At 70.5% G+C, this 24,139-nt stretch carries 21 protein-coding genes; 11 read left to right on the top strand and 10 right to left on the bottom strand.

Features of this window, described 5'->3' with window-relative positions; all coding sequences use genetic code 11:
- Nucleotides 1-109 precede the first annotated feature (109 nt).
- From ACH4F2_RS29515 to ACH4F2_RS29495, 5 genes are all read right to left on the bottom strand, one after another.
- Nucleotides 110-1,150, bottom strand: a complete 1,041-nt coding sequence (locus ACH4F2_RS29515; RefSeq protein ID WP_398135797.1) for an ABC transporter ATP-binding protein — start codon at nucleotides 1,148-1,150, stop codon at nucleotides 110-112.
- Between the two features lie 25 nt (nucleotides 1,151-1,175).
- Entirely contained in the window at nucleotides 1,176-2,213 is a 1,038-nt protein-coding gene (locus ACH4F2_RS29510) for an ABC transporter ATP-binding protein (RefSeq protein ID WP_398135796.1), read from the bottom strand.
- Nucleotides 2,214-2,259: 46 nt separating this feature from the next.
- Nucleotides 2,260-3,240, bottom strand: coding sequence for an ABC transporter permease (locus ACH4F2_RS29505; RefSeq protein ID WP_398135795.1), 981 nt, complete (start codon nucleotides 3,238-3,240; stop codon nucleotides 2,260-2,262).
- Between the two features lie 102 nt (nucleotides 3,241-3,342).
- Nucleotides 3,343-5,103: an ABC transporter substrate-binding protein gene (locus ACH4F2_RS29500; protein ID WP_398135794.1), complete on the bottom strand. Its 1,761-nt coding sequence runs from the start codon at nucleotides 5,101-5,103 to the stop codon at nucleotides 3,343-3,345.
- Nucleotides 5,104-5,180: 77 nt separating this feature from the next.
- Nucleotides 5,181-6,209 carry an ABC transporter permease gene (locus tag ACH4F2_RS29495; protein ID WP_398135793.1) on the bottom strand — a complete coding sequence of 343 codons (1,029 nt, stop codon included), beginning with the start codon at nucleotides 6,207-6,209 and terminating at the stop codon, nucleotides 5,181-5,183.
- A gap of 516 nt (nucleotides 6,210-6,725) precedes the next feature.
- Here ACH4F2_RS29495 and ACH4F2_RS29490 point away from each other — a divergent pair.
- The 5 genes from ACH4F2_RS29490 to ACH4F2_RS29470 are packed head-to-tail and all read left to right on the top strand — an operon-like array spanning nucleotide 6,726 to nucleotide 12,354.
- Nucleotides 6,726-8,354 carry an ABC transporter substrate-binding protein gene (locus tag ACH4F2_RS29490; RefSeq protein WP_398135792.1) on the top strand — a complete coding sequence of 543 codons (1,629 nt, stop codon included), beginning with the start codon at nucleotides 6,726-6,728 and terminating at the stop codon, nucleotides 8,352-8,354.
- 9 nt (nucleotides 8,355-8,363) lie between these two features.
- Entirely contained in the window at nucleotides 8,364-9,287 is a 924-nt protein-coding gene (locus ACH4F2_RS29485; RefSeq protein ID WP_398135791.1) for an ABC transporter permease, read from the top strand.
- Nucleotides 9,280-10,293 carry an ABC transporter permease gene (locus tag ACH4F2_RS29480; RefSeq protein ID WP_398135790.1) on the top strand — a complete coding sequence of 338 codons (1,014 nt, stop codon included), beginning with the start codon at nucleotides 9,280-9,282 and terminating at the stop codon, nucleotides 10,291-10,293. Before ACH4F2_RS29485 ends, ACH4F2_RS29480 begins: the two co-directional genes overlap by 8 nt.
- Before the next feature lie 8 nt (nucleotides 10,294-10,301).
- Nucleotides 10,302-11,285, top strand: coding sequence for an ABC transporter ATP-binding protein (locus ACH4F2_RS29475; protein ID WP_398135789.1), 984 nt, complete (start codon nucleotides 10,302-10,304; stop codon nucleotides 11,283-11,285).
- Complete coding sequence (locus ACH4F2_RS29470; protein ID WP_398135788.1) at nucleotides 11,278-12,354, top strand: ABC transporter ATP-binding protein; 1,077 nt, start codon at nucleotides 11,278-11,280, stop codon at nucleotides 12,352-12,354. The genes ACH4F2_RS29475 and ACH4F2_RS29470 overlap by 8 nt, the downstream gene beginning before the upstream one ends.
- Before the next feature lie 128 nt (nucleotides 12,355-12,482).
- On the opposite strand, the gene ACH4F2_RS29465 is transcribed toward ACH4F2_RS29470, so the two are convergent.
- Nucleotides 12,483-14,597 carry a prolyl oligopeptidase family serine peptidase gene (locus ACH4F2_RS29465; protein WP_398135787.1) on the bottom strand — a complete coding sequence of 705 codons (2,115 nt, stop codon included), beginning with the start codon at nucleotides 14,595-14,597 and terminating at the stop codon, nucleotides 12,483-12,485.
- Nucleotides 14,598-14,799: 202 nt separating this feature from the next.
- Here ACH4F2_RS29465 and ACH4F2_RS29460 point away from each other — a divergent pair, with 202 nt between their 5' ends.
- A complete protein-coding gene (locus tag ACH4F2_RS29460; RefSeq protein WP_383644924.1) occupies nucleotides 14,800-14,994 on the top strand; it encodes a hypothetical protein in 195 nt (64 codons plus the stop codon).
- A gap of 220 nt (nucleotides 14,995-15,214) precedes the next feature.
- Here the strand turns inward: ACH4F2_RS29460 and ACH4F2_RS29455 are convergent, their stop codons facing one another.
- Nucleotides 15,215-15,424 (bottom strand): DUF397 domain-containing protein, encoded by a 210-nt coding sequence (locus ACH4F2_RS29455; RefSeq protein ID WP_398135786.1) that lies wholly within the window; start codon nucleotides 15,422-15,424, stop codon nucleotides 15,215-15,217.
- On the bottom strand, nucleotides 15,421-16,296 hold the full coding sequence (locus tag ACH4F2_RS29450) for a helix-turn-helix domain-containing protein (RefSeq protein ID WP_398135785.1): 876 nt from the start codon (nucleotides 16,294-16,296) through the stop codon (nucleotides 15,421-15,423). The genes ACH4F2_RS29455 and ACH4F2_RS29450 overlap by 4 nt, the downstream gene beginning before the upstream one ends.
- 154 nt (nucleotides 16,297-16,450) lie before the next feature.
- Between ACH4F2_RS29450 and ACH4F2_RS29445 the strand changes: the two genes are divergently transcribed.
- The 5 genes from ACH4F2_RS29445 to ACH4F2_RS29425 all read left to right on the top strand — a co-directional run bounded on the left by ACH4F2_RS29445 (nucleotide 16,451) and on the right by ACH4F2_RS29425 (nucleotide 22,047).
- On the top strand, nucleotides 16,451-16,933 hold the full coding sequence (locus ACH4F2_RS29445) for an ATP-binding protein (protein WP_398135784.1): 483 nt from the start codon (nucleotides 16,451-16,453) through the stop codon (nucleotides 16,931-16,933).
- A gap of 226 nt (nucleotides 16,934-17,159) precedes the next feature.
- On the top strand, nucleotides 17,160-18,221 hold the full coding sequence (locus ACH4F2_RS29440; RefSeq protein WP_398135783.1) for a helix-turn-helix domain-containing protein: 1,062 nt from the start codon (nucleotides 17,160-17,162) through the stop codon (nucleotides 18,219-18,221).
- A gap of 10 nt (nucleotides 18,222-18,231) precedes the next feature.
- Nucleotides 18,232-19,107 carry an N-acetyl-1-D-myo-inositol-2-amino-2-deoxy-alpha-D-glucopyranoside deacetylase gene (gene mshB, locus ACH4F2_RS29435; protein ID WP_398135782.1) on the top strand — a complete coding sequence of 292 codons (876 nt, stop codon included), beginning with the start codon at nucleotides 18,232-18,234 and terminating at the stop codon, nucleotides 19,105-19,107.
- The gene (locus ACH4F2_RS29430) at nucleotides 19,104-19,526 is read left to right on the top strand and encodes a DUF6113 family protein (RefSeq protein ID WP_398135781.1); all 423 of its coding nucleotides are present in this window, start codon (nucleotides 19,104-19,106) and stop codon (nucleotides 19,524-19,526) included. The genes mshB and ACH4F2_RS29430 overlap by 4 nt, the downstream gene beginning before the upstream one ends.
- Before the next feature lie 157 nt (nucleotides 19,527-19,683).
- Nucleotides 19,684-22,047, top strand: a complete 2,364-nt coding sequence (locus ACH4F2_RS29425) for a hypothetical protein (RefSeq protein WP_398135780.1) — start codon at nucleotides 19,684-19,686, stop codon at nucleotides 22,045-22,047.
- A gap of 104 nt (nucleotides 22,048-22,151) precedes the next feature.
- Here ACH4F2_RS29425 and ACH4F2_RS29420 read toward each other — a convergent pair whose 3' ends face one another.
- Complete coding sequence (locus ACH4F2_RS29420; RefSeq protein WP_398135779.1) at nucleotides 22,152-23,003, bottom strand: tetratricopeptide repeat protein; 852 nt, start codon at nucleotides 23,001-23,003, stop codon at nucleotides 22,152-22,154.
- 53 nt (nucleotides 23,004-23,056) lie between these two features.
- Nucleotides 23,057-24,064 carry a GNAT family N-acetyltransferase gene (locus ACH4F2_RS29415; RefSeq protein WP_398135778.1) on the bottom strand — a complete coding sequence of 336 codons (1,008 nt, stop codon included), beginning with the start codon at nucleotides 24,062-24,064 and terminating at the stop codon, nucleotides 23,057-23,059.
- Nucleotides 24,065-24,139: the final 75 nt, after the last annotated feature.

The following is a 24,139-nucleotide window of genomic DNA, read 5'->3' as shown; positions in this document are numbered from 1 at the left end:
CCTGGGGAGGCGCGGGCCCTCGGTTTCCCTGGAGCGGACGTTCCGGGCTCGGGTCAATGGGCCGAAGAAGGTCCGTTCCGCGGGCGGTGCCGACAGAAAAGGGGTGTTGTCAGGCAGCCGCCTCGGGGCTCTTGGTGAGACGGGGCGAGGGTACGTCATCCGTCTCGGGGTAGTGGCATGCGGTCAGGTGCCCGGCCTTGTTGCCCTCCACCTGCACCAGCGGAGGCGCCTCGGAGGCGCACTTGTCCGTCGCCTTCCAGCACCGGGTGCGGAAGGGGCAGCCCGACGGCGGGTTGATGGGTGAGGGCACGTCGCCGACGAGCCGGATGCGCTCGCGGGGCGTGTCCTCCACCGTGGCCTCGGGCACGGCGGACAGCAGGGCGCGCGTGTAGGGGTGACGCGGGTTGTCGTACAGGTCGTCGCGGTCGGCGATCTCCATGATCTTACCGAGGTACATGACCGCGACGCGCTGTGAGAAGTGCCGCACCACGGCCAGGTCGTGGGCGATGAAGACGAAGGCGATGCCCAGTTCCTTCTGCACCTTCTGGAGCAGGTTCACCACCTGGGCCTGGATGGACACGTCGAGCGCGGAGACCGGCTCGTCGGCCACGATCAGCTTCGGCTCCAGGGCCAACGCCCGTGCCACACCGATGCGCTGGCGCTGGCCGCCGGAGAACTCGTGCGGGAAGCGGTTGAAGTGCTCGGGGTTGAGACCCACGATCTCCAGCAGCTCGCGGACGCGCTTCTCCCGGCCGCCGGCCGGGTTGATGCCGTTGATCTCCATCGGGCCGGAGATGATCTTGCCGACCGTCTGGCGCGGGTTGAGGGACGCGTACGGGTCCTGGAAGATCATCTGGATCTCGGACCGGATCGGCGCGAGCCCCTTGCGCCCCGCGTGCGTGATGTCCTGGCCCCGGTACGTGATCTTCCCGCCGGTCGGCTCCAGCAGGCGGGTGATCAGCCGGCCGGTCGTCGACTTGCCGCACCCCGACTCGCCGACCAGGCCCAGGCTCTCGCCCTCGCGCACCTGGAAGTCCAGGCCGTCCACCGCCCGGACGGCCCCGACCGTACGCGGGATCGGGAAGCCGCCCTTGATCGGGAAGTGCTTGGTCAGGCCGCTGACGTCCAGGAGCGTTTCCGCGTTGCTCATGATGGTGAATCCTGTCTCTTGTACGTCAGTTGTGCCGGGATGCGGCGAAGTCGGCGAACAGCTCGTTGCGCTGCTCCTGGGGGAGGTGGCAGGCGGACCCCCGGCCCTTGACCACGTCGAGCGCGGGCTGCTCCGAGGAGCACAGTCCGCCGCCGACCTTCTCGACGAAGGCGCACCGCGGGTGGAACCGGCAGCCGGTGGGCGGGTTCAGCAGCGAGGGCGGCGAGCCCGGGATCGGCTCCAGCGGCACGTCGACCGGCCCGTCGAGGCTCGGCATGGAACTCATCAGGCCCAGCGTGTACGGGTGCTGCGGGTCGCGCAGCACCTCCTCCTTGGTACCGCGCTCCACGCACCGGCCGCCGTACATCACCAGCACGTCGTCCGCGATGTCCGCGATGACACCGAGGTCGTGGGTGATGAAGATGATGGCCGTGCCGAACTCCTGCTGGAGGTCCTTGAGCAGGTCCATGATCTGCGCCTGGACCGTCACGTCGAGGGCCGTGGTCGGCTCGTCCGCGATGAGCAGCTCGGGGTCGCAGACCAGCGCCATGGCGATCATCGCGCGCTGGCGCATACCGCCGGAGAACTGGTGCGGGTAGTCGTCCACCCGGGTCTCCGGCTGCGGGATCCCCACCCGCCGCAGCATCTCGACCGCCCGCTCCCGGGCCTCCTTCTTGGAGGCGCCGGTGTGCTTGCGGTACGTCTCGCTGATCTGCTTGCCGATGGTGTGGTACGGCGACAGCGAGGCCAGCGCGTCCTGGAAGATCATGGCCATCTTGTTGCCGCGCAGCCGCTCCAGCTCCCGCTCGGAAGCGGTGAGCAGGTCCTTGCCGTCGAGGAGGATCTCGCCGTCGATCGCGGTGCGGTCCGGGTCGTGCAGGCCCAGGATCGTCAGGTTGGTGACCGACTTGCCCGAGCCGGATTCGCCCACGATGCCGAGCGTCTTGCCCTTGGCGAGGTCGAAGGAGAGCCCGTCGACGGCCTTGACGGTGCCGTCCTCGGTGGAGAAGTGGACCTTCAGGTCCCTGACGGAGAGGAAGGGCTGCTGTTCGGTGCTCGTCACGCGGACGCTCCAGGAGGTGATGCGGGGGGTAGGGGGCAGGCGGAGGTCAGGCGAGCCGGATCCGCGGGTCGATGAGGGCGTAGACCGCGTCGACGACGATGTTGAAGATCACGATCGCACCGGCCGCCAGCACGGTGACGCCGAGCAGCATGGGCAGGTCGCTCTGGTTGACGGACTGGATCGCGAGCCGGCCGATGCCCTGGAGGCTGAAGGTCGTCTCGGTGATGATGGCGCCGCCGATCAGCACACCGAGGTCGATGCCGAAGAGCGTGACGATCGGGCCCATCGCACCGCGCCAGGCGAACCGGAAGAAGACGTTGCGCTTGGACAGGCCCTTGGCCCGCGCGGTGCGCACGTAGTCCTCGCTGAGCTGCTCCACCATCTGGGAGCGCGTCATACGCGTGTAGTTGGCGGTGAAGATGACCGCCAGCACCAGCCATGGCAGGAGCAGACCGGAGACCCAGGCGGCCGGGTTCTCGGTGAGCGGCGTGTACGACGGCTGGCTGAGGACGCCGAGCTCCGAGACCAGGAAGTACATCGCGATGTAGCCGACGAAGTAGATCTGCAGCGAGGAGCCGAGCAGCGACACGGAGCTGGCGAACTTGTCCAGGAACTTGCCCTGCTTGAGCGCCGCGAGCATGCCCGCACCGACGCCGACGATCAGGAAGACGACGGACGCGCCGAAGGCCAGCGAGAGGGTCAGCGGCAGCCGGTCCATGATCGTGCCGAAGACGGGCTCGTTGTTGGCGAACGAGTAACCGAGGCACGGCGCGTCGCAGTAGCCGTATCCGGCGTAGTCGCGGCCGGCGAAGATGCCGACCAGCCAGTGCCAGTACTGCATCAGGATCGACTCGTCGATGCCCAGGTTCTCCCGGATCTGCGCCAGGTTCTCCGGTGTGCAGTTCTTGCCGCAGGACATCATGGCGGGGTCACGCGGAACGGCATAGAAGAGCCAGAAGGTGATGGCGCTGATGATCAGCAGGATGACCATCGCGCCGGAGACTCGGCGGACTAGGAAGCGGAGCATGGGGCGTGACTTTCCGGACGGGGCGCCGTCGCCGGGGAGGTGTGAGGGGGTGGGCCGCAGGGGCGGCCACACGGGTGGTGGCCGCCCCCGAAGCGCGTGTGCTTACTTCTTCGCGTAGAGCTTGCAGAGCGCGACGCAGGTGTTGCCGGCGTCGTACACGACGTTGCCGACCTTGGACCCGTACATCCAGTTGCGGATCTTGTGGTAGTCCGGCACGACCGGCGCCAGCTCCATGATCTGACGGTCGATGGCGCCCCAGGCCTTCTTGGCTTCCTCGGGATTCGCGATCTTGGAGGCGGCGTCGATCGCCTTGTTGACGCCCGTGTCGTTGAGCTGGGCGTAGTTGTTGCCGCCTTCACGGACGGACTTGCCGTGCCAGCAGGGGTAGAAGACCGAGTAGCCGTTCGGCCAGTCCGGGCTCCAGCCGGCGGCGAACAGGTCGTAGCCGTTGTCGAGCTTGCCGATCTGGGTGTAGAAGGTCGACTTGTCGACCTGCTTGTTGACGACCTGGAAGCCGGCCGCTTCCAGGGCGTTCTTGATCGCGACGGCCTGCTTCACCGAGTTGTCCGACTGCTGGTAGGCGATCACCAGCTTCTGACCGACCTTGCCGGCCTCCTTCAGCAGCTCCTTGGCCTTGGCCGGGTCACCGCCGGGCTTCTCGGTCGTGCCGTACAGGTCGAACTTGGCGTAGCCGGGGGTCACCGGGCTGAGGATCGTGGTGGCGATCTCGCTGCCGGAGGCGCCGCCCTTGATCGTCTGCAGCTGCTGGTGCGGCCACGCCCAGTTGATGGCCTGGCGCACCTTGAGGTCGGTGATGCGGGTGGTGTTGATCGGCCAGTAGTAGGTGACCGTGTCGACCTGGGTGAGGACGCGCTTCTTCAGCTCGGCGTCGGTGAGCACCTGGGCGACCCGCTCGGGCGCGACCTCGTTGAAGATCGACATCGTGTACTGGTCGTTGCCCCGGTCCGCGAGGTAGCGGTCGGTGGAGGCCAGCAGCTCGAAGCCGAACTGGAAGTGGAACTTGTCCGGGTACGCGTTGCGGATCGGGTCCGTCTTCGGGTCCCAGTGCTCGTTGCGCACGTAGGTCATGGACTTGCCGGGGCTGCGGCTCTCGACCTTGTACGGGCCGCAGGAGAACGGACGCTTGTCGTACTTCTCCTTGGTGTCGTGCTTCTGGGGCACCAGGGAGTAACCGCGCATGCCGAGGGTGTAGTTGAAGTCACCGCGCGCCTCGTTGAGGCGGAAGGTGATGGTCCGGCCGTCGATCTCGATGGAGTCGAGGTGCTTGCCCTCGTAGGGGCCCTTGTACTTGTCGCCGCCCTCCAGCCACGTCTGGACGTAGTGCGGGCCCTCGGTGATGAAGGAGGCGAAGAGGCGCTCGAAGGTGTGACGGACGTCGTCCATCGAGACCTCGGAGCCGTCCTCCCACTTCAGGCCGTCCTTGATGGTGAAGGACCAGGTCTTCCCGCCGTCCTTCATCGTGCCGGCGTCGGTGGCGGCGTCGCCGACCAGGGTGGTGGCGCCCTTGTCGTCGATCTTGTAGCCGGTCAGGCCGCGCATGATCGGGACGGTGATGGCGCCCTCGGTCGAGACGTAGATCTGCGCGGGGTCCATGTGGTCCATGTCGAACTGGTCGAGCGAGTAGATCGTCCCGCCCTTGACCGCGCCCTTGACCTCGGGGGCCGGACCGGTGGAGTCGGCCTTCGTGCCGACCGGGATGTCCATGGTCTTGCTGCCGCTGACCTTGGGGCCGCTGTTCTTGGCCGAGCCGCCCTTGTCTTCGCCGCCGCAGGCGGTCAGGACCGAGGACGAGGCCGCGACGACACCGGTCGCTATGAGGAAGTTTCTACGGGAGAAAGCCATGATGCACCCCAAGAGTGGTCATACGGGACGGAGAAGGCCGGCCGGACTCCTGTGTACGGACCGGAGGAGGGAACGGATCAGCGCTTGGACTTCGGGTCGAGCGCGTCGCGCACCGAGTCGCCGAGCAGGTTGAAGGCGAGCACGAAGATCACCATCGAGACGCCCGGGAAGAGCATGAAGGCGAGGTCCTCGGTGTAGAACTGGGCACCGCGCTGGATCATGACGCCCCAGTCCGGGGTCGGGTCGATCATGCCGACCCCGAGGAAGGCCAGACCCGCCTCGGCGGTCACGAACGCCGGAAGCATGAGCGTGGACTGGATGATGATCGGTGTCCACAGGTTGGGCAGCAGTTCCTTGAAGACGATCCGCCCCGGCGACGCTCCCGTGACCTTGGCGGCCTCCACGAACTCCCGCTCGCGCAGGGCGAGTACCTGCCCGCGCAGCAGCCGGGCGAGGGAGGCCCAGCCGAAGCCGGACAGCACGATGATCAGGGCCGCGGCCCGCAGCCCGGTGGGGATGTTCTCGTCGGGGGCGACGAAGACGCCGTACACGACCGGCATGAAGGCGATGAAGAACAGCGTGGAGGGGAACGACAGCAGGATGTCGATGACCCGCCCGACGAGGTAGTCCGTCTTGCCGCCGAGATAGCCCGCCGTGATGCCGATGACGATGCCCAGCAGGGCGGTGGCCAAGGTGGCGGCCACCGCGATGCCCAGCGAGTTGCGGATGGCGTAGAGCAGGAAGGTGAAGACGTCCCGGCCGAGCTGCGGCTCGACGCCGAACCAGAACTCCGAGCTGATGCCGCCGTTGGGTCCGGCCGGGTACGCGAAGGCGTCGAGCAGTTCGGGGCGCTGGCTGGCGTACGTGGTGTACGGGTCCTTGCCGTACAGCTTGGCGATGAGCGGCGCGGCGAGCGCGATCACGAAGAAGAAGATCACGATGCACGCGGATATGACGCCCGCGCGGTCGCGCTTGAAGCGCTTCCAGGCCAGGCGGCCCGGGGAGCGGCTCTCGCTGCCCTGAGGGGTGGTGGGCGTGGGCGACGTGGCGACGCTGTCGTCGGTCACCTCGAGCGGGGCAGCCGCTGCTGGAGTTGGGGGGGTCATGGTGCTCCTGGCCCAAGGGAGGGTCTGATGACTCCGCAGGGCGTCCCCCTACGGGCTACGCCGGACTTTTTCAACGCAATTCGTTCAAGGTCAATAAAATCCGGAGCTAGTTGGCTTTCTCTTTACCTTCTTTACCTTTTCTTGGTTGAACCGTAGTTACGCGTGTAGCGCACTGTGATCGATCTGTGCTCTACATCGGGCTATCCGGACGAAGCAGGCAAGGCGTTCGTTATGCGGACGCTAGGTCGTCGGAATGCGTACACCGGGGGTTCGCAATCCAACGGTTCGGCATCGGATCGTGAAGATCTGTTGCACGGAAGTTCAAGATCCTTTGTCGCGGGCTGTGGAGGGCGGATCCCACGTCCCATCGGGCGGTGCCGGTGTGATGTCGGGTTCCTCCAAAGGGGGATCTGCGTGTGCGATATGCACCTTTTGCCCTGATGCTGGCCGGTAATGGATCAGCGGACGAGCCGACGGACGAGCCGGCGAACGAGTCAGGGCACGAGGAGGCACCCCATGCGCGGACCCAGGCACGCCAGATGGGCCGCGTGCGCGGCGGCGGCAGCCCTCGCGGCGACCGCCTGCGGAGGCGGAGGCGGGGGCGGCGGCGGAGGCACGAGCGCGGTCCTCAGCTCTTCCTGGGGCGACCCGCAGAACCCGCTGGAGCCGGCCAACACCAACGAGGTGCAGGGCGGCAAGGTCCTCGACATGATCTTCCGGGGGCTGAAGAAGTACGACCCGAAGACCGGCGAGGCGCAGAACATGCTCGCCGAGAAGATCGAGACCTCCGACTCGCAGAACTTCACCGTCACCGTCAAGGACGGCTGGACCTTCAGCGACGGCGAGAAGGTCACCGCCCAGTCCTTCGTGGACGCCTGGAACTACGGCGCGAGCCTGAAGAACAACCAGCGCAACGCGTACTTCTTCGCGTACATCGACGGCTACGACAAGACCCACCCGGAGAGCGGCGAGCAGAGCGCCGACACGCTCTCCGGGCTGAAGGTCACCGGCCCGCGCACCTTCACCGTCAGGCTCAGCCAGAAGTTCTCGACGTTCCCCGACACCCTCGGCTACCCGGCCTTCGCCCCGCTGCCCCGGGCCTTCTTCGACGACCACGAGGCCTGGCTGAAGAAGCCGGTCGGCAACGGCCCGTACATGGTGGACAACTACGCCCGCGGCTCCCAGATGTCCCTGCGCAAGTGGGAGCAGTACCCGGGACCGGACAAGGCGCGCAACGGCGGCGTCGACCTCAAGGTCTACACGGACAACAACACCGCCTACACCGACCTGATGGCCGGCAACCTCGACCTCGTCGACGACGTCCCCGCCGCCCAGCTGAAGAACGTCGAGAGCGACCTCGGCGACCGGTACATCAACACCCCGGCCGGCATCATCCAGACGCTCGCGTTCCCGTTCTACGACAAGGACTGGAGCAAGCCCGGCTCCGAGAAGGTCCGCAAGGGCCTGTCCATGGCGATCGACCGCGAGCAGATCACGGAAACGATCTTCCACCGGACCCGCACCCCGGCCACCGACTGGACCTCACCCGTCCTCGGCGAGGACGGCGGCTACAAGGCGGGCCTGTGCGGCGAGGCCTGCGAGTACAACCCCGACGAGGCCAAGAAGCTGGTCAGGGAGGGCGGCGGGCTGCCCGGCGGCCAGGTCAGGATCACCTACAACGCCGACACCGGCTCCCACGGGCAGTGGGTCGACGCGGTCTGCAACTCCATCAACAACGCCCTGGACAACGACCGCGCCTGCGCGGGCAACCCGGTCGGCACCTTCGCCGACTTCCGCAGCCAGATCACCGACCGCAAGATGAGCGGCCCCTTCCGCGCCGGCTGGCAGATGGACTACCCCCTCATCCAGAACTTCCTCCAGCCGCTCTACTACACCAACGCCTCCTCCAACGACGGCAAGTGGTCCGACGAGAAGTTCGACGACCTGGTCGACAAGGCCAACGCCGAGACCGACGCCGCCAAGGCCATCGGCCTCTTCCAGCAGGCCGAGGAGGTCCTGCGGGACGAGATGGGGGCCATCCCGCTCTGGTACCAGAACGGCAGCGCGGGCTACTCGGACCGGCTGTCCGACGTGGAGCTCAACCCGTTCAGCGTCCCTGTCTACAACGAGATCAAGGTCGGCTGAGGGGGCGCCATGGGACGCTACGTCGTCCGGCGGCTGCTCCAGATGATCCCGGTCTTCATCGGGGCCACGCTGCTGATCTTCCTGATGGTCAACGTGATGGGCGACCCCGTCGCGGGACTCTGCGGCGACCGGGAGTGCGACCCGGCGACCGCCGCGCAGCTGCGGCACGAGTTCGGCCTCGACCAGCCCGTGTGGCAGCAGTACCTGACCTACATGGGCAACGTCTTCACCGGCGACTTCGGTACCGCCTTCAACGGCCAGCCGGTCACGGAGCTGATGGGCACGGCGTTCCCGGTCACCATCCGGCTCACGATCATCGCCATCCTCTTCGAGATCGTCGTCGGCATCGTCCTCGGCGTCGTCACCGGCCTGCGCCGCGGCCGCCCCGTCGACACCGGGGTGCTGCTGCTCACCCTGGTCGTCATCTCCGTCCCGACCTTCGTCACCGGCCTGCTGCTCCAGCTCCTGCTCGGCGTCAAGTGGGGCTGGATCGACCCGGCCGTCTCCACCGAGGCCCGCTTCGGCGAGCTGATCGTCCCCGGCCTGGTCCTCGCCTCGGTCTCGCTGGCGTACGTCACCCGGCTGACCCGTACCTCCATCGCGGAGAACCGGAGCTCCGACTACGTCCGCACCGCCATCGCCAAGGGCCTGCCCCGCCACCGGGTCATCACCCGGCACCTGCTGCGCAACTCCCTGATCCCCGTCGTCACCTTCATCGGCACCGACATCGGCGCCCTGATGGGCGGCGCCATCGTCACCGAGCGGATCTTCAACATCCACGGCGTCGGCTACCAGCTCTACCAGGGCATCCTCCGCCAGAACACGCAGACCGTCGTCGGCTTCGTCACCATCCTGGTCCTGGTCTTCCTCGTCGCCAACCTCGTCGTCGACCTCCTGTACGCCGTACTCGACCCGAGGATCCGCTATGCCTGAGCAGCAGCAGCCGTACGAACCGGAGCGCGCCGTCGCCGGCACCGGCATGGGCGGGACGATGGACCTCGGCGCGAGCGAGGCGGTGACGCTGGAGAAGACCCCGGGAGGCCCGGGAGGCCCAGAAGGGGGAGGCCCGGACGGCGGACCCGGCCCTCAGGACAAGCCCCGCAGCCTCTGGTCCGACGCCTGGCACGACCTGCGCCGCAACCCCGTCTTCATCGTCTCGGCCCTGGTGATCCTCTTCCTGGTCGTCATCTCGGTCTGGCCGTCCCTGATCGCCTCCGGCAGCCCCCTCAAGTGCGACCTCGCCAGGGCCCAGGAGGGCTCCCGGTCCGGCCACCCCTTCGGCTTCAACGGCCAGGGCTGCGACGTCTACACCCGCACCGTCTACGGCGCCCGTACGTCGGTGGCGGTCGGCGTCCTCGCCACCCTCGGCGTCGCCGTCCTCGGCAGCGTCCTCGGCGGGCTCGCCGGCTTCTTCGGCGGCGCGGGGGACGCGGTCCTGTCCCGGATCACCGACGTCTTCTTCGCGATCCCGGTCGTCCTCGGCGGCCTCGTCCTGCTCTCCGTCATCACCAGCAACACCGTCTGGCCGGTCATCGGCTTCATCGTGCTGCTGGGCTGGCCGCAGATCTCCCGCATCGCCCGCGGCTCCGTCATCACCGCCAAACAGAACGACTACGTCCAGGCCGCCCGCGCGCTGGGCGCGTCCAACTCCCGCCTCCTGCTGCGGCACATCGCGCCCAACGCCGTCGCCCCCGTCATCGTCGTGGCGACCATCGCGCTCGGCACCTACATCTCCCTGGAGGCGACCCTGTCCTTCCTCGGCGTCGGCCTCAAGCCGCCCAGCGTCTCCTGGGGCATCGACATCTCCGCCGCCGCCCCCTACGTACGCAACGCCCCGCACGCCCTGCTCTGGCCCTCCGGAGCCCTCGCCGTCACCGTCCTCGCGTTCATCATGCTCGGCGACGCGGTGCGCGACGCCCTCGACCCGAAGCTGAGGTGAGCCGCCGCATGCTGCTGGAAGTGCGCGACCTGCACGTGGAGTTCCGCACCCGGGACGGCGTCGCCAAGGCCGTCAACGGCGTCAGCTACGGCGTCGACGCGGGCGAGACCCTGGCCGTCCTCGGCGAGTCCGGCTCCGGCAAGTCCGTCACCGCCCAGACGGTCATGGGCATCCTCGACGTGCCGCCGGGCCGGATCACGGCGGGCGAGGTCCTCTTCGAGGGCCGGGACCTGCTGAAGCTGAAGGAGGAGGAACGCCGGAAGGTCCGCGGCGCCGAGATGGCGATGATCTTCCAGGACGCGCTGTCGTCGCTGAACCCCGTCCTCACCGTCGGCGACCAGCTCGGCGAGATGTTCACCGTGCACCGCGGGATGTCCCGGAAGGACGCCCGGAGCAAGGCCGTCGAGCTGATGGACCGGGTCCGCATCCCGGCCGCGAAGGAGCGGGTGCGGCAGTACCCGCACCAGTTCTCCGGCGGCATGCGCCAGCGCATCATGATCGCCATGGCGATGGCGCTGGAACCGAAGCTGATCATCGCCGACGAGCCCACCACCGCCCTCGACGTCACCGTCCAGGCCCAGGTCATGGACCTGCTCGCGGAACTCCAGCGCGAGCTGCACATGGGCCTGATCCTCATCACCCACGACCTGGGCGTGGTCGCCGACGTCGCCGACAGGATCGCCGTGATGTACGCGGGCCGGATCGTGGAGACGGCGCCCGTCCACGACATCTACAAGGCGCCCGCCCACCCGTACACCCGCGGCCTGCTGGAGTCGATCCCGCGCCTGGACCAGAAGGGCCGGGAGCTGTACGCCATCAAGGGTCTGCCGCCCAGCCTCAACCGCATCCCGCCGGGCTGCGCGTTCCACCCCCGCTGCCCGATGGTCCAGGACGTCTGCCGCACCGACGTGCCACCGCTGTACGACGTGACGGAGTCCGACGCGGAGCGGGGCAGCGCCTGCCACTTCTGGAGGGAGTGCCTGCATGACTGAGCCGATCCTTCAGGTCAGGGGACTGGTCAAGCACTACCCGCTGACCTCCGGCATCCTCTTCAAGAAGCAGGTCGGCGCGGTGAAGGCCGTCGACGGCGTGGACTTCGAACTGGCCCGCGGCGAGACACTGGGCATCGTCGGCGAGTCCGGCTGCGGGAAGTCCACGGTCGCGAAGATGCTGGTGAACCTGGAACGGCCGACGGCCGGGGAGATCCGCTACAAGGGCGAGGACATCACCAAGCTGTCGGGCAAGGCCCTGAAGGCCGTACGCCGCAACATCCAGATGGTCTTCCAGGACCCGTACACCTCCCTCAACCCCCGTATGACGGTCGGCGACATCATCGGGGAGGCGTACGACATCCACCCGGAGGTGGCCCCGAAGGGCGACCGGCGCGGACGGGTGCAGCACCTGCTGGACGTCGTCGGCCTCAACCCCGAGTACATCAACCGCTATCCCCACCAGTTCTCCGGCGGCCAGCGCCAGCGCATCGGCATCGCGCGCGGCCTCGCCCTGCGCCCGGAGATCATCGTCGCCGACGAGCCCGTCTCGGCCCTCGACGTGTCCGTCCAGGCGCAGGTGATCAACCTGCTGGGCCGGCTCCAGGACGAGTTCGACCTGTCCTACATCTTCATCGCCCACGACCTGTCGATCGTCCGGCACATCTCGGACCGGGTCGGCGTGATGTACCTGGGCCGCATCGTGGAGACCGGCCGCGACGCCGAGATCTACGACCACCCGACCCACCCGTACACCCAGGCGCTGCTGTCCGCGGTGCCCGTGCCCGACCCGGAGGCCCGGGAGCACCGCGAGCGGATCATCCTCGCCGGGGACGTGCCGTCCCCGACCGACATCCCCTCCGGCTGCCGTTTCCGCACCCGTTGCTGGAAGGCCCGGGAGCGCTGCGCCCTGGAGGTACCGGCGCTCGCCGTGCCCGCCGAGTTCCGCACGGTCTCCGGCCCCGCGGCCCACGACTCGGCGTGCCACTTCGCGCAGGAGAAGCAGGTGGTGCCGCCGGAAGGGGAGACGGAAGGCGGGGGCGGCGGCGGGCACGGCAGCGGGCCGGGGTGACATGGCGCTCCCCGGCCCGCTTACGGCACCCGCACGGCCGCACGCTGACCAGCGTCGCGCGTCCGTATATCGGTGCCGATTCGATGAAGTTGCCCGCGTGTTAAAGCGGTTGGCGCATCCGTGCGGCGCTACGCCAGTGACCGCTTGAGGAAGTCCACCTGGAGCAGCAGCAGGTTCTCGGCGACCGACTCCTGCGGGGTCATGTGCGTGACGCCGGACAGCGGGAGCACCTCGTGCGGGCGGCCGGCGGCCAGCAGGGCCGAGGACAGGCGCAGGGAGTGGGCGACCACCACGTTGTCGTCCGCCAGCCCGTGGATGATCATCATGGGGCGGTGCGGCTCGGCGGGGTCGACCAGGCCCGCGTCGTCGATCACCGAGTTGCGGCGGTAGACCTCCGGCTGCTCGCCCGGGTGGCCGATGTAGCGCTCCTGGTAGTGGGTGTCGTAGAGGCGCAGGTCGGTGACGGGGGCGCCCACGACGGCGGCGTGGAAGACGTCCGGACGGCGCACGGCCGCCAGGGCCGCCAGGTAACCGCCGAAGGACCAGCCGCGGATGGCGACGCGGCCGAGGTCGAGCGGGAAGTCGGCGGCGAGCGCCTGGAGCGTGTCCACCTGGTCCTGGAGCACGACGGCGGCGATGTCGTCCTTGACGGCCTTCTCCCAGGCGGGGGAGCGCCCCGGAGTGCCCCGCCCGTCGGCGACGACGACCGCGAACCCCTGGTCGGCGAACCACTGGGAGGTGAGGTGGGCGTTGTGCGCGGCCACCACGCGCTGACCGTGCGGGCCACCGTACGGGTCCAGGAGGACGGGGAGGGGGGTGTCACCGTGGTAGTCCCTTGGCATAAGCACGGCGCACGGGACGCGGCGTGCGCCCCCCTGGGTGAGGGTTACGCGCGGGGACAAACCGGGGTCTTCGGCGTAAGAGACGACGGTCGCCGTCTGCTTCCCGTCCCGCAGCACCTGGGCCCGGGCGCCCGGCCGGCCGAGGGTGGCGGAGACGAGAACGGTCACGCCCCCGGCACGCACCGCCGAGTGCACGCCGGGCTCCTGCGAGACGCGCTCCACGCCGAGCTCGTTCACCCGGTACACGTGCACTTCGCCCGTCTCCGGCTCGGCCGCCTCCTCGCCGGCCGAAGCGGAAACCAGCACGTCGTCGCCGGAGACGTCCAGTACGGCCCGCAGGTGCAACTGGGCTCCGGTGAGCGGTCGTTCACCGACCGCCAGCACGCGCGCGCCGCCCTCGTCGGTGATCCGCACGAGCTGCCCGGAGGGACTCCAGCAGGGCACACCAGGGAAGAGTTCCAGCCAAATCGGATCTTCGTCGGCGTGCACCATCCGGGTCGCCCCGGACTCGGTGTCCACGGCGAGGAACAGCTGACTGCGCTGGTCGCGCGCCTGTACGAGGAGGAGCGGCGCACCCGCCGCTGACCAGTGGACTCGCGCCAGATACGGGTACCGCGCCCGGTCCCAGAGGACCTCCGTGCGCCCCCCGTCCAGCCCGATCGCGAACAGCCGTACGTCCGCGTTGGCGGTGCCCGCCGCCGGGTAGCGGACGTGTTGTGGATCACGCTCGGGGTGGGCCGGGTCGGAGATCCACCAGCGGCTCACCGGCGTGTCGTCCACGCGCGCCACCAGCAGCCGGTCCGACTCCGGACCCCACCAGAAGCCCCGGCCGCGCCCCATCTCCTCGGCGGCGACGAACTCGGCGAGCCCGTAGGTGACGTCCTCCGCGTCCGGCTCGGCCAGTGCCCTGTCGCCGTCCCCCTCGGCCCCCACGACCCGCAGGGCGCCCTGGGCGACGTAGGCGATGTGCCGGCCGTCGGGGGAGGGGCGGGGGTCGATGACGGGCCCGGCGGTGGGCAGTTCGCGTGCCGTGCCGGCCCGCAGCTCGGCCGCGAAGAGCCGCCCCGACAACGCGAAAGAGGCCAGCTCGACGGCCGCGTCGGTGGCGTAGCCGACGATGCCGGCGCCACCCTCGCGGCTGCGCTCACGCCGCGCCCGTTCCTCGGGTGACAGACGCTCCTCGGTGCCGCCGAGGAGGGCGCGCGGGTCGGCGGCGACGCGCTCCCCGCCCTCCTCGACGTCGAGGACCCACAGCGAGTTGGCCCGGTCCGTGCCGGTGCCGGAGCGCAGGAAGGCGACCCGTGAACCATCGGGTGCCACGGTGAACGAACGCGGCGCGCCGAGCGTGAACCGCTGGGTGCGGGCGTGCCGTTTGGGGAAGGAGTCGGACTCGGTCGTCATGCCTTGACCATATTGGCCATGCGCCCCCTTGTGCGGCTGTGCGCCGAGAGATGCGCGCGCACGGATAGTTATGATCACTAGCGCATAGTGGGTATCAACCAGATGCCCGCTGCGTGGATTTATCTGTCCCAAGGTTTCGACTGCGTTCGTTCGACTGCGTCCGACCCCCCCATGTCCCTGGGCTTATTGGAGGTGAGCCGCCGTGGCACTCTCGATTTCGGCGGTTGTGCTGCTGGCGATCATCGTCTTCCTGCTGGTCAAGAAGTCAGGGTTGAAGGCGGGGCACGCGGTCGTGTGCATGCTCCTCGGCTTCTACCTGGCCTCGTCGACCGTCGCGCCCACGATCAGTGAGCTGACGACGAACATCGCGGGGATGATCGGCAGTATCGACTTCTGACGTCGACGCCTGTCTCCGTGTGCTCGGCGCCTGTGGCGAGACGGGGACCGAGGCGGGTGGCGTGGCGTGCGCCGAGGGGGTGGTCCCCCTTCTCAGAAGGCGTGAACTTTTCGGGCCTATTGTCCTCGGGTCGCTCATGTGAGCACCCGGAGGACATTTGGCGTAGTTCGTTCATGCTTTGGGCGGAGTGTGCCCTCCGTCGGGGCCGACAGCCGCCGGATCAGCCCTCGACCACGTACGGCACGAAGCCGCCCCACGCGGCCGGTGTGAAGGCCAAGCGGGGGCCGTCCATGACCTTCGAGTCGCGGACGTGAACAGTCCGGGGCTCGGTGGCCACCTCGACGCAGGAGTCCGTCTCCGCGCCGCTGCTGTAGCTGCTCTTGAACCACACGAGATCGGTAGCGTCTCTGCGGGACGTGTCGCGGATCATGTCTCCCCCAGCAGTTGATCGATGAACGCGGCCGACTCGCGGGGTGTGAGAGCCTGCGCCCGGATGATGCCATACCGCAACTCAAGGATACGGAGCTGCCTCGGGTCGGTGACTGGTCGGCCGTTGGAAATCCCTGGCGAACGTCCCACTGCCGTACCGTCCTCGAACTTCAGCACCTCGATCGCACCGTCCACACCGGCGTGTTCCTCACGGCCCATCGGCATCACCTGGATCTCGACGTTCGGGAGCTTCCCGACTTCCAGGAGGTGTTCGAGCTGCTGCCGCATCACTGCTCCGCCACCGAGCCGCCGCAGGAGCGTCCACTCGTCCTGGACGAAGCTGAGTTCGGGTGCCGAGTCGCGTTCGAAGACGGACTTGCGGGCCGAACGGGCGGCGACACCCCGTTCCACCTCCTCCTCGGCGTAGCGGGGCCGCCGCATCCGGAACAGCGCTCGCGCGTATTCCGGCGTCTGCAAGAGGCCGTGGATGTTCACGGGGTCGTAAAGCTGAAGCTCCACCGCCCGCGCCTCCATCTGCGCCAGGTCGCGGACCTTCTTCGGGTACCGGACCTTCTTCACGTCCTCCTTCATCGCCGCGACGAGTCCGCCGGCGTTCAGTACCTCGTCCGCCGTGTCCAGATACTCGGGCCGAGGGATCCGCTTGCCGCTCTCGATCTTGTAGACCAGGTCCTCGCCGTATCCGACCGCCACCGCGAAGTCACCGACCCGCATCCCCGTCGCCTCCCGGCGGAGCCTCAACTGCCGTCCCACGGTGGCGACCACGGCGAGTGCCCAGTCGTCGTCCGGGTCCACCTCCCAGCCGGGCTCGTCCGCCTCGCTCACTACCCGCGTAGCCTCACCGTTCACCGACATGCCCGTCCTCCGTAACGCAGTGCTGTGCCGCCGAACCCTGTGCTGGGGGAGCCGCCTCGACAGTCCGGACAGCGTTGGACAGACCTTGGACCGTGGCTCTACGTAACAGGGCGATCACTCATCACGGTACGTCCGGTCGGCCACGCTGAGTGACGTGAATCAGGAAACTCATGACATCGCCGCTGTCGGTGCCCGTTCCCAACCCGGCGCCGGGTTCCGGGACTTCAGCACGCTTCTGTCGTCCACCCCGCGAGGCGCCCGCCTCGCCCGCCTGCTCGCGGTGAACGCGCTGCGGGACTGGGGGATCCCCGACGAGGCGGCGGGCCACGTCGTCGCGGAGCTGGCGGCCAACGCGGCCACCCACGGCCGACTTCCCGGCCGCAGTTTCCGCCTCGCGCTGTACGTCATCGGCGGCACACTCCGCATCGAGGTCACCGACACCCGCGGTGACCGACAGCCCGTGCCCCGAGCGCCCGACGCCGGGGCGGAGTCCGGCCGGGGGCTGCTGGTCGTCGAGGCGCTGGCCGACCGCTGGGGCGTCACCGAAGGGCGGTTCCCGCACAAGACCGTGTGGGCGGAAGTGTGCTTCGCGCCACCGGAACCCGGGACCTCGTGCTGCGGTGCCGTCGGCGACTGAAAGACAAGAAACATGGGGGAAAGCACCCCACCGAACCCCACCCCTCCCGCCCGTGGTCGCGCTCACTCGGGCGGGTGAACATCTCCGGTCCGGCTGGATTTCCGGGCATGGGAGGCCCGACGCTCAGGGCAACGCACCACCACGACCGCGGACATGAGACGGCCCCCGCCGGGACGGCAATCCCAAAGCGAGGGCCTCACCACCGAGGAAGAAGAGAGCTTCCAGAATGGGTACCAAGAACCCTAGCGTGCCCTCGCACGCCCGGACCCGCGATGCGGGCCACAACCACCCGCACCGGCGACCCGGCACGGGCCCCCGCACCGGCGGGCTCCTGCATGACAACACCCGCCACACCACCCGCTTCACGGTGGTCGGCAACCACCTCGCCCAGCACCGGGAGCTCTCGCTCCTCGCCATGGGGCTCAGCCTCCACCTCCAGTCGCTGCCCAAGGGCGCCCCGGCCGACATCAAGACCCTCGCCGCCAGGTTCCCCGAGGGGGCCACCCGTATCTCCGCCGCCCTGCGCGAACTGGAGGCCCACGGCTATCTGCGCCGGGAGCGCGTACGTACCCCCGACGGCCGTATCGTCACCCGCACGGTCTCCTGCAACCAGCCCACCCCGGCCCGTCGCCACGCCGAGGCCCCCACGCCCCCGTCGGTTCCTCCGGCGACGGCCCCACGACCGCCGGAACCGGGCGAGCCGCCCGAGCCGTACGGGCGGGATGAGCCGCCCGAGCTGCACGAGCCGCCCGAGCTGCACGAGCCGCCCGAGCCGCCCGAGCTGCACGAGCCGCCCGAGCCGCACGACGAGGGCCGCGAGCCGCGCCCGTCCCGCAAGGCGCTGCCCGCCGTGCCGCGTCCCGCATGCCCTGCCCCCGCCGCGCTCCGGGCTGCCGTCGATCTCCTCTCGGGGCTCCGCCGTCACGACCCCCACCTGCTGCTCTCCGCCCGCGACACGGCCCACCTGGCCCCCGGCGTCGCCGCCTGGCTGGAGCGCGAGGTCAGCCCGGCCGCCGTACGCCACGCCCTGACCGCAGACCTGCCACCCGAGGGGCTGCGCCGCCCCGCCGCCTTCCTCGCCCACCGCCTCACGGCTCAGCTGCCGCCCCCGCCACCGCTGCGCGCACCGGCCGCGCCGCCGCCCGTACGGCACCCCCTCCAGACCTGCGACGGCTGCGACCGCGCCTTCCGTGCCCCGGATCCCGGCCGCTGCCGCGACTGCCGAACGGAGTGGACGACCCCCACGGACGGTCTCCCGCATTACATGGACGAGGACGCGGCCTCATAGGGTGGAGCCCATGACGGAACTCCCCGCCCGGCGTCTGCTGCTGGTGCACGCGCACCCGGACGACGAGTCGATCAACAACGGCGTCACCATGGCCAGGTATGCCGCCGAAGGCGCCCACGTGACCCTGGTGACCTGCACCCTCGGTGAGCGCGGCGAGGTCATCCCGCCGGAGCTCGGGCACCTGACCGGAGCCGCCCTGGGCGGGCACCGCAGGGGTGAGCTGGCGGCCGCGATGCGCGCGCTCGGCGTCGACGACTTCCGGCTGCTCGGCGGGCCGGGCCGGTTCGCCGACTCCGGGATGACGGGACTGCCCGACAACGACGACCCCGGCTGCCTGTGGCAGGCGGACGTCGACCGGGCCGCCGAGCTGCTCGTCGACGTGATCCGCGAAGTGCGTCCCCAGGTCCTCGTCACCTACGACCCCGACGGCGGATACGGCCACCCCGACCACATCCAGGCCCACCGCATCGCCATGCGCGCCGCCGAACTGGCGGCCGAGGCGGGCTGCCCGATCGCCAAGGTCTACTGGAACCGCGTACCGCGCACGGTCGCCGAGGACGCCTTCGCCCGCCTCCGCGACGACCTGCCCGGCCTGCCCTTCGAGAAGGCGGCCGGCCTCGAGGACGTACCGGGCGTCGTCGACGACGAGCGGATCACCACCGAGATCAGCGGCGAGGGCAGCGCGCACGCCGCCAAGACCGCCGCGATGCGCGCGCACGCCACGCAGATCACCGTGGCCGGACCGTACTTCGTCCTCTCCAACGAACTGGCCCAGCCGGTCTTCACCACCGAGTACTACGAACTGGTGCGCGGCGAGCGGGCCGGTGACGGCGACGGGCGCGAGGCAGATCTGTTCGCCGGGATCGAGACCGAGGAGGCGCCGTGAGCGGGCGTACCGAACCGACGACGTCCGCGCTGGCCCAGCCGCTGCGCGCGCCCTCGCTCGGGCGGGCGGCCCTGTGTCTCGGGCTCTTCGTGCTCGGCGCCGTCGTCGGGGTGGCGGGCGCGCTGATGCAGCCGGCGTGGTTCCCGGGTGGGCTGCTGCTCGCGCTGGCCGCCGAGGCGGGACTCTGCCTCGGCGCGGGCCGCGCCGTCGGGCGCCGGAGCGGAGCCGTCGCGCCCGCCGCGGGCTGGGCCCTCGCCGTGGTCCTGCTCACCACCAGCCGCCCCGAGGGCGACTTCGTCTTCGCCGCGGGAAGCGGCTCCTACCTCTTCCTGCTCGGCGGAATCGCTGTCGCTGTGATGTGCGCCACCCTCGCGCCGGTGCGGCAACCGGACGGCGACGCCGTCCGACTTCGCAAGTGACGTACTACTTCGCCGTGGCGTGGCCGTGCGAGGCCGGTGTGGGTTTCCCCAGCGGTCACGGGATACGCCTGAGAAGTGGCCAGTATGGTGGTGCGCGCCGCCGAGCCGCCCGCTTTGAAGGTGTGACGGGCGGCGGAGCCAACCGGGAGAACCTGCCTTGAGTCGTGAAACTGACAGTTCGTCCTCCGGGCCCCACGGGCGCGGCGGAGCCGCATACCCCTCGGGCACCCCGCCCTACGGGACACCCACGGCTTCCGACGCCGGTGCGGACGCGGGCCGTTCGGCCACGCGGCCGGAGGAACGCAAGACCGAGACGACGCTGACGACCCGCATCCGGATCAACATCCCCGGATCACGGCCCATCCCGCCGGTCGTCGTGCGCAAGCCCGTCGCGGACGCCGCGGACGCCGCCGGTGACACGGAGACGACGGCCGAGTGGACCGCGCCGGCGCCGAGCGACGAGGTGCCGCCCGTGGGTGCCGTCGAGACTCCCGCCGAGGCCGAGCAGCACGCCCGGCCGGGCGAGGACAAGCCGACCAGCGACTGGTTCGCGCCGCGCAAGTCCGGCCCCGGCAAGGGCGCTCAGGGTGGCGGCTCCACCAACGGTGCCGGGATGCCCGGCGGTTCGGGAGCGCCGGCCGGTACGCCGGGCGCGGCTCCCGCGGGCCCGGGTGGTACCGGTGCTTCCGGTACCGGTACCGGTGCCGGTGCGCGACCGGGCGGCGGGAGTGGCCGTCCCGGTGGCGTCGTCGGCTCCATGAACGTGCCGGGCGGCTCCCGGCCCGGCTCCGCCAAGGGCGCCGGTCTCTCCGGGGCGACCGGCGGACCGGTGGCGCCCGGCCACGGCGGCGGCACCGGCTCCTTCGACGTGACCGAGGCACTGGCGGCGGGGCCGTTGGGCAACGGCAACGGCTCCCGCCCCGGCACCGACGGCGGCACCGCACCGCGCCGTGACGACCCGCCGTTCTTCCCGGGGAACGGGCAGGGCGGCCAAGGCTCCGGCCTCGGCCCCGGCGGTGCGCACAGCGGCCCGAACGGACAGTCCCCGTACGGCGACACCCAAGGCCCCGCGGGCCCGACGAGCGGCCCGGTCACCGGGGACAGCGCGCTGGCGCCGCCCCCGGCCGGCGGCCTCGGCGCACCCGGCATGCCCGGCGGCCCCGGCGCGCCCGACGGACAGCGCCGCCCCGCACCCCACGACGGCCTGCGCGGTCCCGGCGGCCCTGGTGGCCCCGGCGGCCCCGGTGGTCCGGGCAGGCCCCAGGGCCCCGGCGCCGGCCCGGAAGCCGCCCGTCGCGGCCCCGGCGGCGGCATGAGCGGCGGCATGAGCGGCGGTCTCAGCGACGACACCGCGATCCTCACCCCGCAGAAGCCGGCCCCCGAGCCGGGCACCCCCGGCTACGGCAACCCGGACCACGTCTCCGGGAACACCGTCACCAGCGGCATCCCCGTCGTGCCGACCGACCGGAACATGCCCTTCCAGGGCGCGTCCGCCGACGGACCGCGGCCGCACACGCCCCCGAAGCTGCCCGAGCCGGTCTCCGCGCCCCCGGCGGGCTCCGCCAAGCCGGCCAAGAAGAAGGGGCGCGGCAAGCTCCCGCTGCTCGTCGGCGGCCTGGTCGTGATCGCCGGTGTCACCTACGGCGCCGGCCTGCTCATGAACCGCTCCGACGTGCCGAAGGGCACCACCGTGCTCGGCGTCGACATCGGCGGCAGCACACGCGACGACGCCGTGGAGAAGCTGGACGACGTCCTCTCCGCCCGCGCGAACAAGCCGCTCAAGCTCACGGTGGGCGGCGAGACCGTCTCCCTGAAGCCGGACCAGGCGGGACTCCAGCTCGACACGCAGGCCACGGCCAGCGCGGCGGCGACGAGCGACTACAACCCGGTCTCCGTGATCGGCTCGCTCTTCGGGCAGCAGCGGGTCGTCGACCCGGTCATGCCCGTCGACGAGGAGAAACTGCACGCCGCCCTGGAGGAAGCCGCCGGCGGGGCCGGATCGGTGACCGAGGGCACGATCAAGTTCGAGCCCGGCAAGGCCGTCCCGGTGTACGGCAAGGCGGGCAAGGGCATAGACGTCGGCAAGTCGACCGAGGCCGTGCAGGAGGCGTACCGCGCCCAGGTGGAGACGGGCACCGCCACCCCCGTGAACGTGCCGACCACCACCCAGCAGCCCACGGTCTCCAAGGCCGAGGTCGACCGGATGCTGAAGGAGTTCGCCGAGCCGGCGATGTCGGCCAAGGTGACCGTGCGGACCGACGCCGCGCACTCCGTGCCGATGAGCCCGGAGAAGTCCCTGTGGAAGTTCCTCGGGGTCACGGCCGTCAACGGCAAGCTGACCGACAAGCCGGACCTGAAGGCCCTCGAGGACCTCTACGGCGGGGCGTTCGACGGGGTGCTCATCACCCGGGCCAACGGTGAGAAGACGCCCGTCACCCCCGAGGACGTCTACGTCGCCCTGCGCCAGGCGCTGAAGAGCAAGACCGACCGCGTCGCGGTCATCGAGACCAACCCCAGCTGACGCCGCTCACGAGGGGGCGCCCGGCGAGTGCCGGGCGCCCCCTCGGCGCAGGCGGGTGTTCCTTTCGCCGGTGTTCATCGCACCCATGTCCGGTTCGCCGGTGTTCAGTTCAACATCGCCCGGGCCGCCCGCGCCTCCCCCCGCACCTGCTCCGCGACCGCCTCGTCCACCGCCCCCACGACCTCCGCGTACGCCTCCAACTCCCCGGCCCCCGCCGAGAACTCCCCCCGCTGCACCAGCAACCGGGCCCGCTCGTACCGCAACCGCGCCGCGTGCGACGGCAGCAGCAACGCCAGCTCGATCGCCCACAGGCCGACGTCCGACCGCTCCGGCCGGGCCGCCGCCCACGCCCGGATGTTGTTCAGGACGCGCGACACCACCTCCAACGGCGTCGCGGGCTCCAGCATCGACGCACGCAGCCCCGCTCCCGTCGCCCCGGCGACCAGCACCTCCGCGTCGTTCCCGCTGAGCACCCGGCCCCCGTCGAACGGATCGGCGAGCACCCGCCCCTCCTCCGGCCCGAACCCGACCACGAAGTGCCCCGGCAGCGCTACCCCGTACACCGGCGCCCCCGCCCGCCGGGCCACCTCCAGCCACACCACCGACAGCATGATCGGCAGCCCGCGCCGCCGCCGCAGCACCTCGTGCAGCAACGACGACTCCAGCCGCTGGTAGTCCGCGGCGGCCCCGTGGAACCCGTACCGCTCGCCGAGCAGGTCCCGCAGCGCCGCCGCCCAGGCCCGCGGCGTGCCCGGCCGGAACGGCAGCTGTCCGGCGAGCCCGTCGAGCTCCATCTGCGCGGCGTCCAGCCCCGCCTCGTCCAGCGCCCCGTCCGCCTCGGCGCCCACCAGCAGGCACAGCGTGGCGAGGTCGGGCCGCTCGGACCGCGCCTCTTCGGAGAACCGCCGCCGCAGCTCGGCGGAGCGTTCCGGTGACGGGGGATGAGGGTGACGCATGACTGGCTCGTGCCCTTTCACGGCGATCGCTTACCGGGTCCGCTGACGACCGGTTACCGGTCCGCCCCGGAACCCGTGGGCTCCCGGTAGTGGTGGTAGGCGTGGTGCGCCGCGAAGCCCATCCCGGCGTACAGCGCCCGCGCGCCCGCGTTGTCCGTCTCCACCTGGAGCCACGCCGCCGACGCCCCCTCGTCGAGCGCCCGCCGGGCCAGCGCGGCCATCACGGTGGTCGCGAGCCCCCGGCGGCGCCGCGCGGGGTCCACCTCGACGGCCGCGAAGGAGGCCCACCGCCCGTCCACGACACACCGCCCGATCGCCGCCGGGGCGTCCGTACCGGGGACCGTCGCGAACCACACCGACGGCCCTCCGGCCAGCACCCGCAGGGCCACCTCGCTCACGCCCCCGCGCCGGTACCGCGCCAGCCACGCCTCGTCCGCCTCCCGGGACAGGACCGCACCGGTCCCCTCCGCCAGGTCGGCGACCGGCGCCAGAGCGCCGGTCCACACCTCGGCCGTCACCTCCCGCACCCAGCCCCGCCGCTCCAGCTCCGCGCACAGCAGCTCCTGCGTGCCCGCGGCCCCGGTGGCGGTCTGGACGTACGCGGGCAGGCCGCGTACGCCGTACCAGCGTCGTACGGCGGTCAGCGCCTCGTCGAGCGGCAGCCCCGGATCGCCGAGCGGGAGTACGGAGTTGGCCCGCCGGGTGAAGCCGGCGGCCGCCCGCAGCTCCCACTCGCCGAGCCGCTCGCTCTCCACCGGCGGCCAGGCACGCGCGGTGACCCGCGCCAGCTCCTCGTAGGAGGCGGCGGGACCGCGCCGGCGTGCGGGCGCCGGCGGCACGACCTTCCCCGCGACCAGTGCGGACTCCGCGACACGGACCGACTCGCCGCTCTTCCTTGTGATCAGCAGCACACCGTCGTCCCATGATGTGAGAACACCAACCGTGTCGGTGAACTTCTCACCCGGCGCACCAGCACCGCTCAAGCGTCGCACGGAGACTCGTTTGCCCACGTCAGCAGGGGTGATACGGACCTCGAGACGTCCTGCGGCAGAGATTTCCACGGGTCGGTTCACCCCTCCTGTTCGGATCATGCCCAAGAACGGAGATACTAGAGGCGGGCATCGACGACGCCGCGC

It is taken from the genome of Streptomyces sp. NPDC017890, from assembly GCF_044328675.1.
Lineage (GTDB): Bacteria > Actinomycetota > Actinomycetes > Streptomycetales > Streptomycetaceae > Streptomyces.
The sequence above is the reverse complement of the archived record's forward strand: the minus strand, read 5'-3'. Positions and strand labels throughout refer to the sequence as shown.

Coding starts and splice junctions, on each gene's coding strand:
- ACH4F2_RS29515 (WP_398135797.1), bottom strand. CDS start 1,150: ATGAGCAACGCGGAAACGCTCCTGGACGTCAGCGGCCTGACCAAGCAC.
- ACH4F2_RS29505 (WP_398135795.1), bottom strand. CDS start 3,240: ATGCTCCGCTTCCTAGTCCGCCGAGTCTCCGGCGCGATGGTCATCCTG.
- ACH4F2_RS29500 (WP_398135794.1), bottom strand. CDS start 5,103: ATGGCTTTCTCCCGTAGAAACTTCCTCATAGCGACCGGTGTCGTCGCG.
- ACH4F2_RS29495 (WP_398135793.1), bottom strand. CDS start 6,209: ATGACCCCCCCAACTCCAGCAGCGGCTGCCCCGCTCGAGGTGACCGAC.
- ACH4F2_RS29490 (WP_398135792.1), top strand. CDS start 6,726: ATGCGCGGACCCAGGCACGCCAGATGGGCCGCGTGCGCGGCGGCGGCA.
- ACH4F2_RS29485 (WP_398135791.1), top strand. CDS start 8,364: ATGGGACGCTACGTCGTCCGGCGGCTGCTCCAGATGATCCCGGTCTTC.
- ACH4F2_RS29480 (WP_398135790.1), top strand. CDS start 9,280: ATGCCTGAGCAGCAGCAGCCGTACGAACCGGAGCGCGCCGTCGCCGGC.
- ACH4F2_RS29475 (WP_398135789.1), top strand. CDS start 10,302: ATGCTGCTGGAAGTGCGCGACCTGCACGTGGAGTTCCGCACCCGGGAC.
- ACH4F2_RS29470 (WP_398135788.1), top strand. CDS start 11,278: ATGACTGAGCCGATCCTTCAGGTCAGGGGACTGGTCAAGCACTACCCG.
- ACH4F2_RS29465 (WP_398135787.1), bottom strand. CDS start 14,597: ATGACGACCGAGTCCGACTCCTTCCCCAAACGGCACGCCCGCACCCAG.
- ACH4F2_RS29455 (WP_398135786.1), bottom strand. CDS start 15,424: ATGATCCGCGACACGTCCCGCAGAGACGCTACCGATCTCGTGTGGTTC.
- ACH4F2_RS29450 (WP_398135785.1), bottom strand. CDS start 16,296: ATGTCGGTGAACGGTGAGGCTACGCGGGTAGTGAGCGAGGCGGACGAG.
- ACH4F2_RS29440 (WP_398135783.1), top strand. CDS start 17,160: ATGGGTACCAAGAACCCTAGCGTGCCCTCGCACGCCCGGACCCGCGAT.
- mshB (WP_398135782.1), top strand. CDS start 18,232: ATGACGGAACTCCCCGCCCGGCGTCTGCTGCTGGTGCACGCGCACCCG.
- ACH4F2_RS29420 (WP_398135779.1), bottom strand. CDS start 23,003: ATGCGTCACCCTCATCCCCCGTCACCGGAACGCTCCGCCGAGCTGCGG.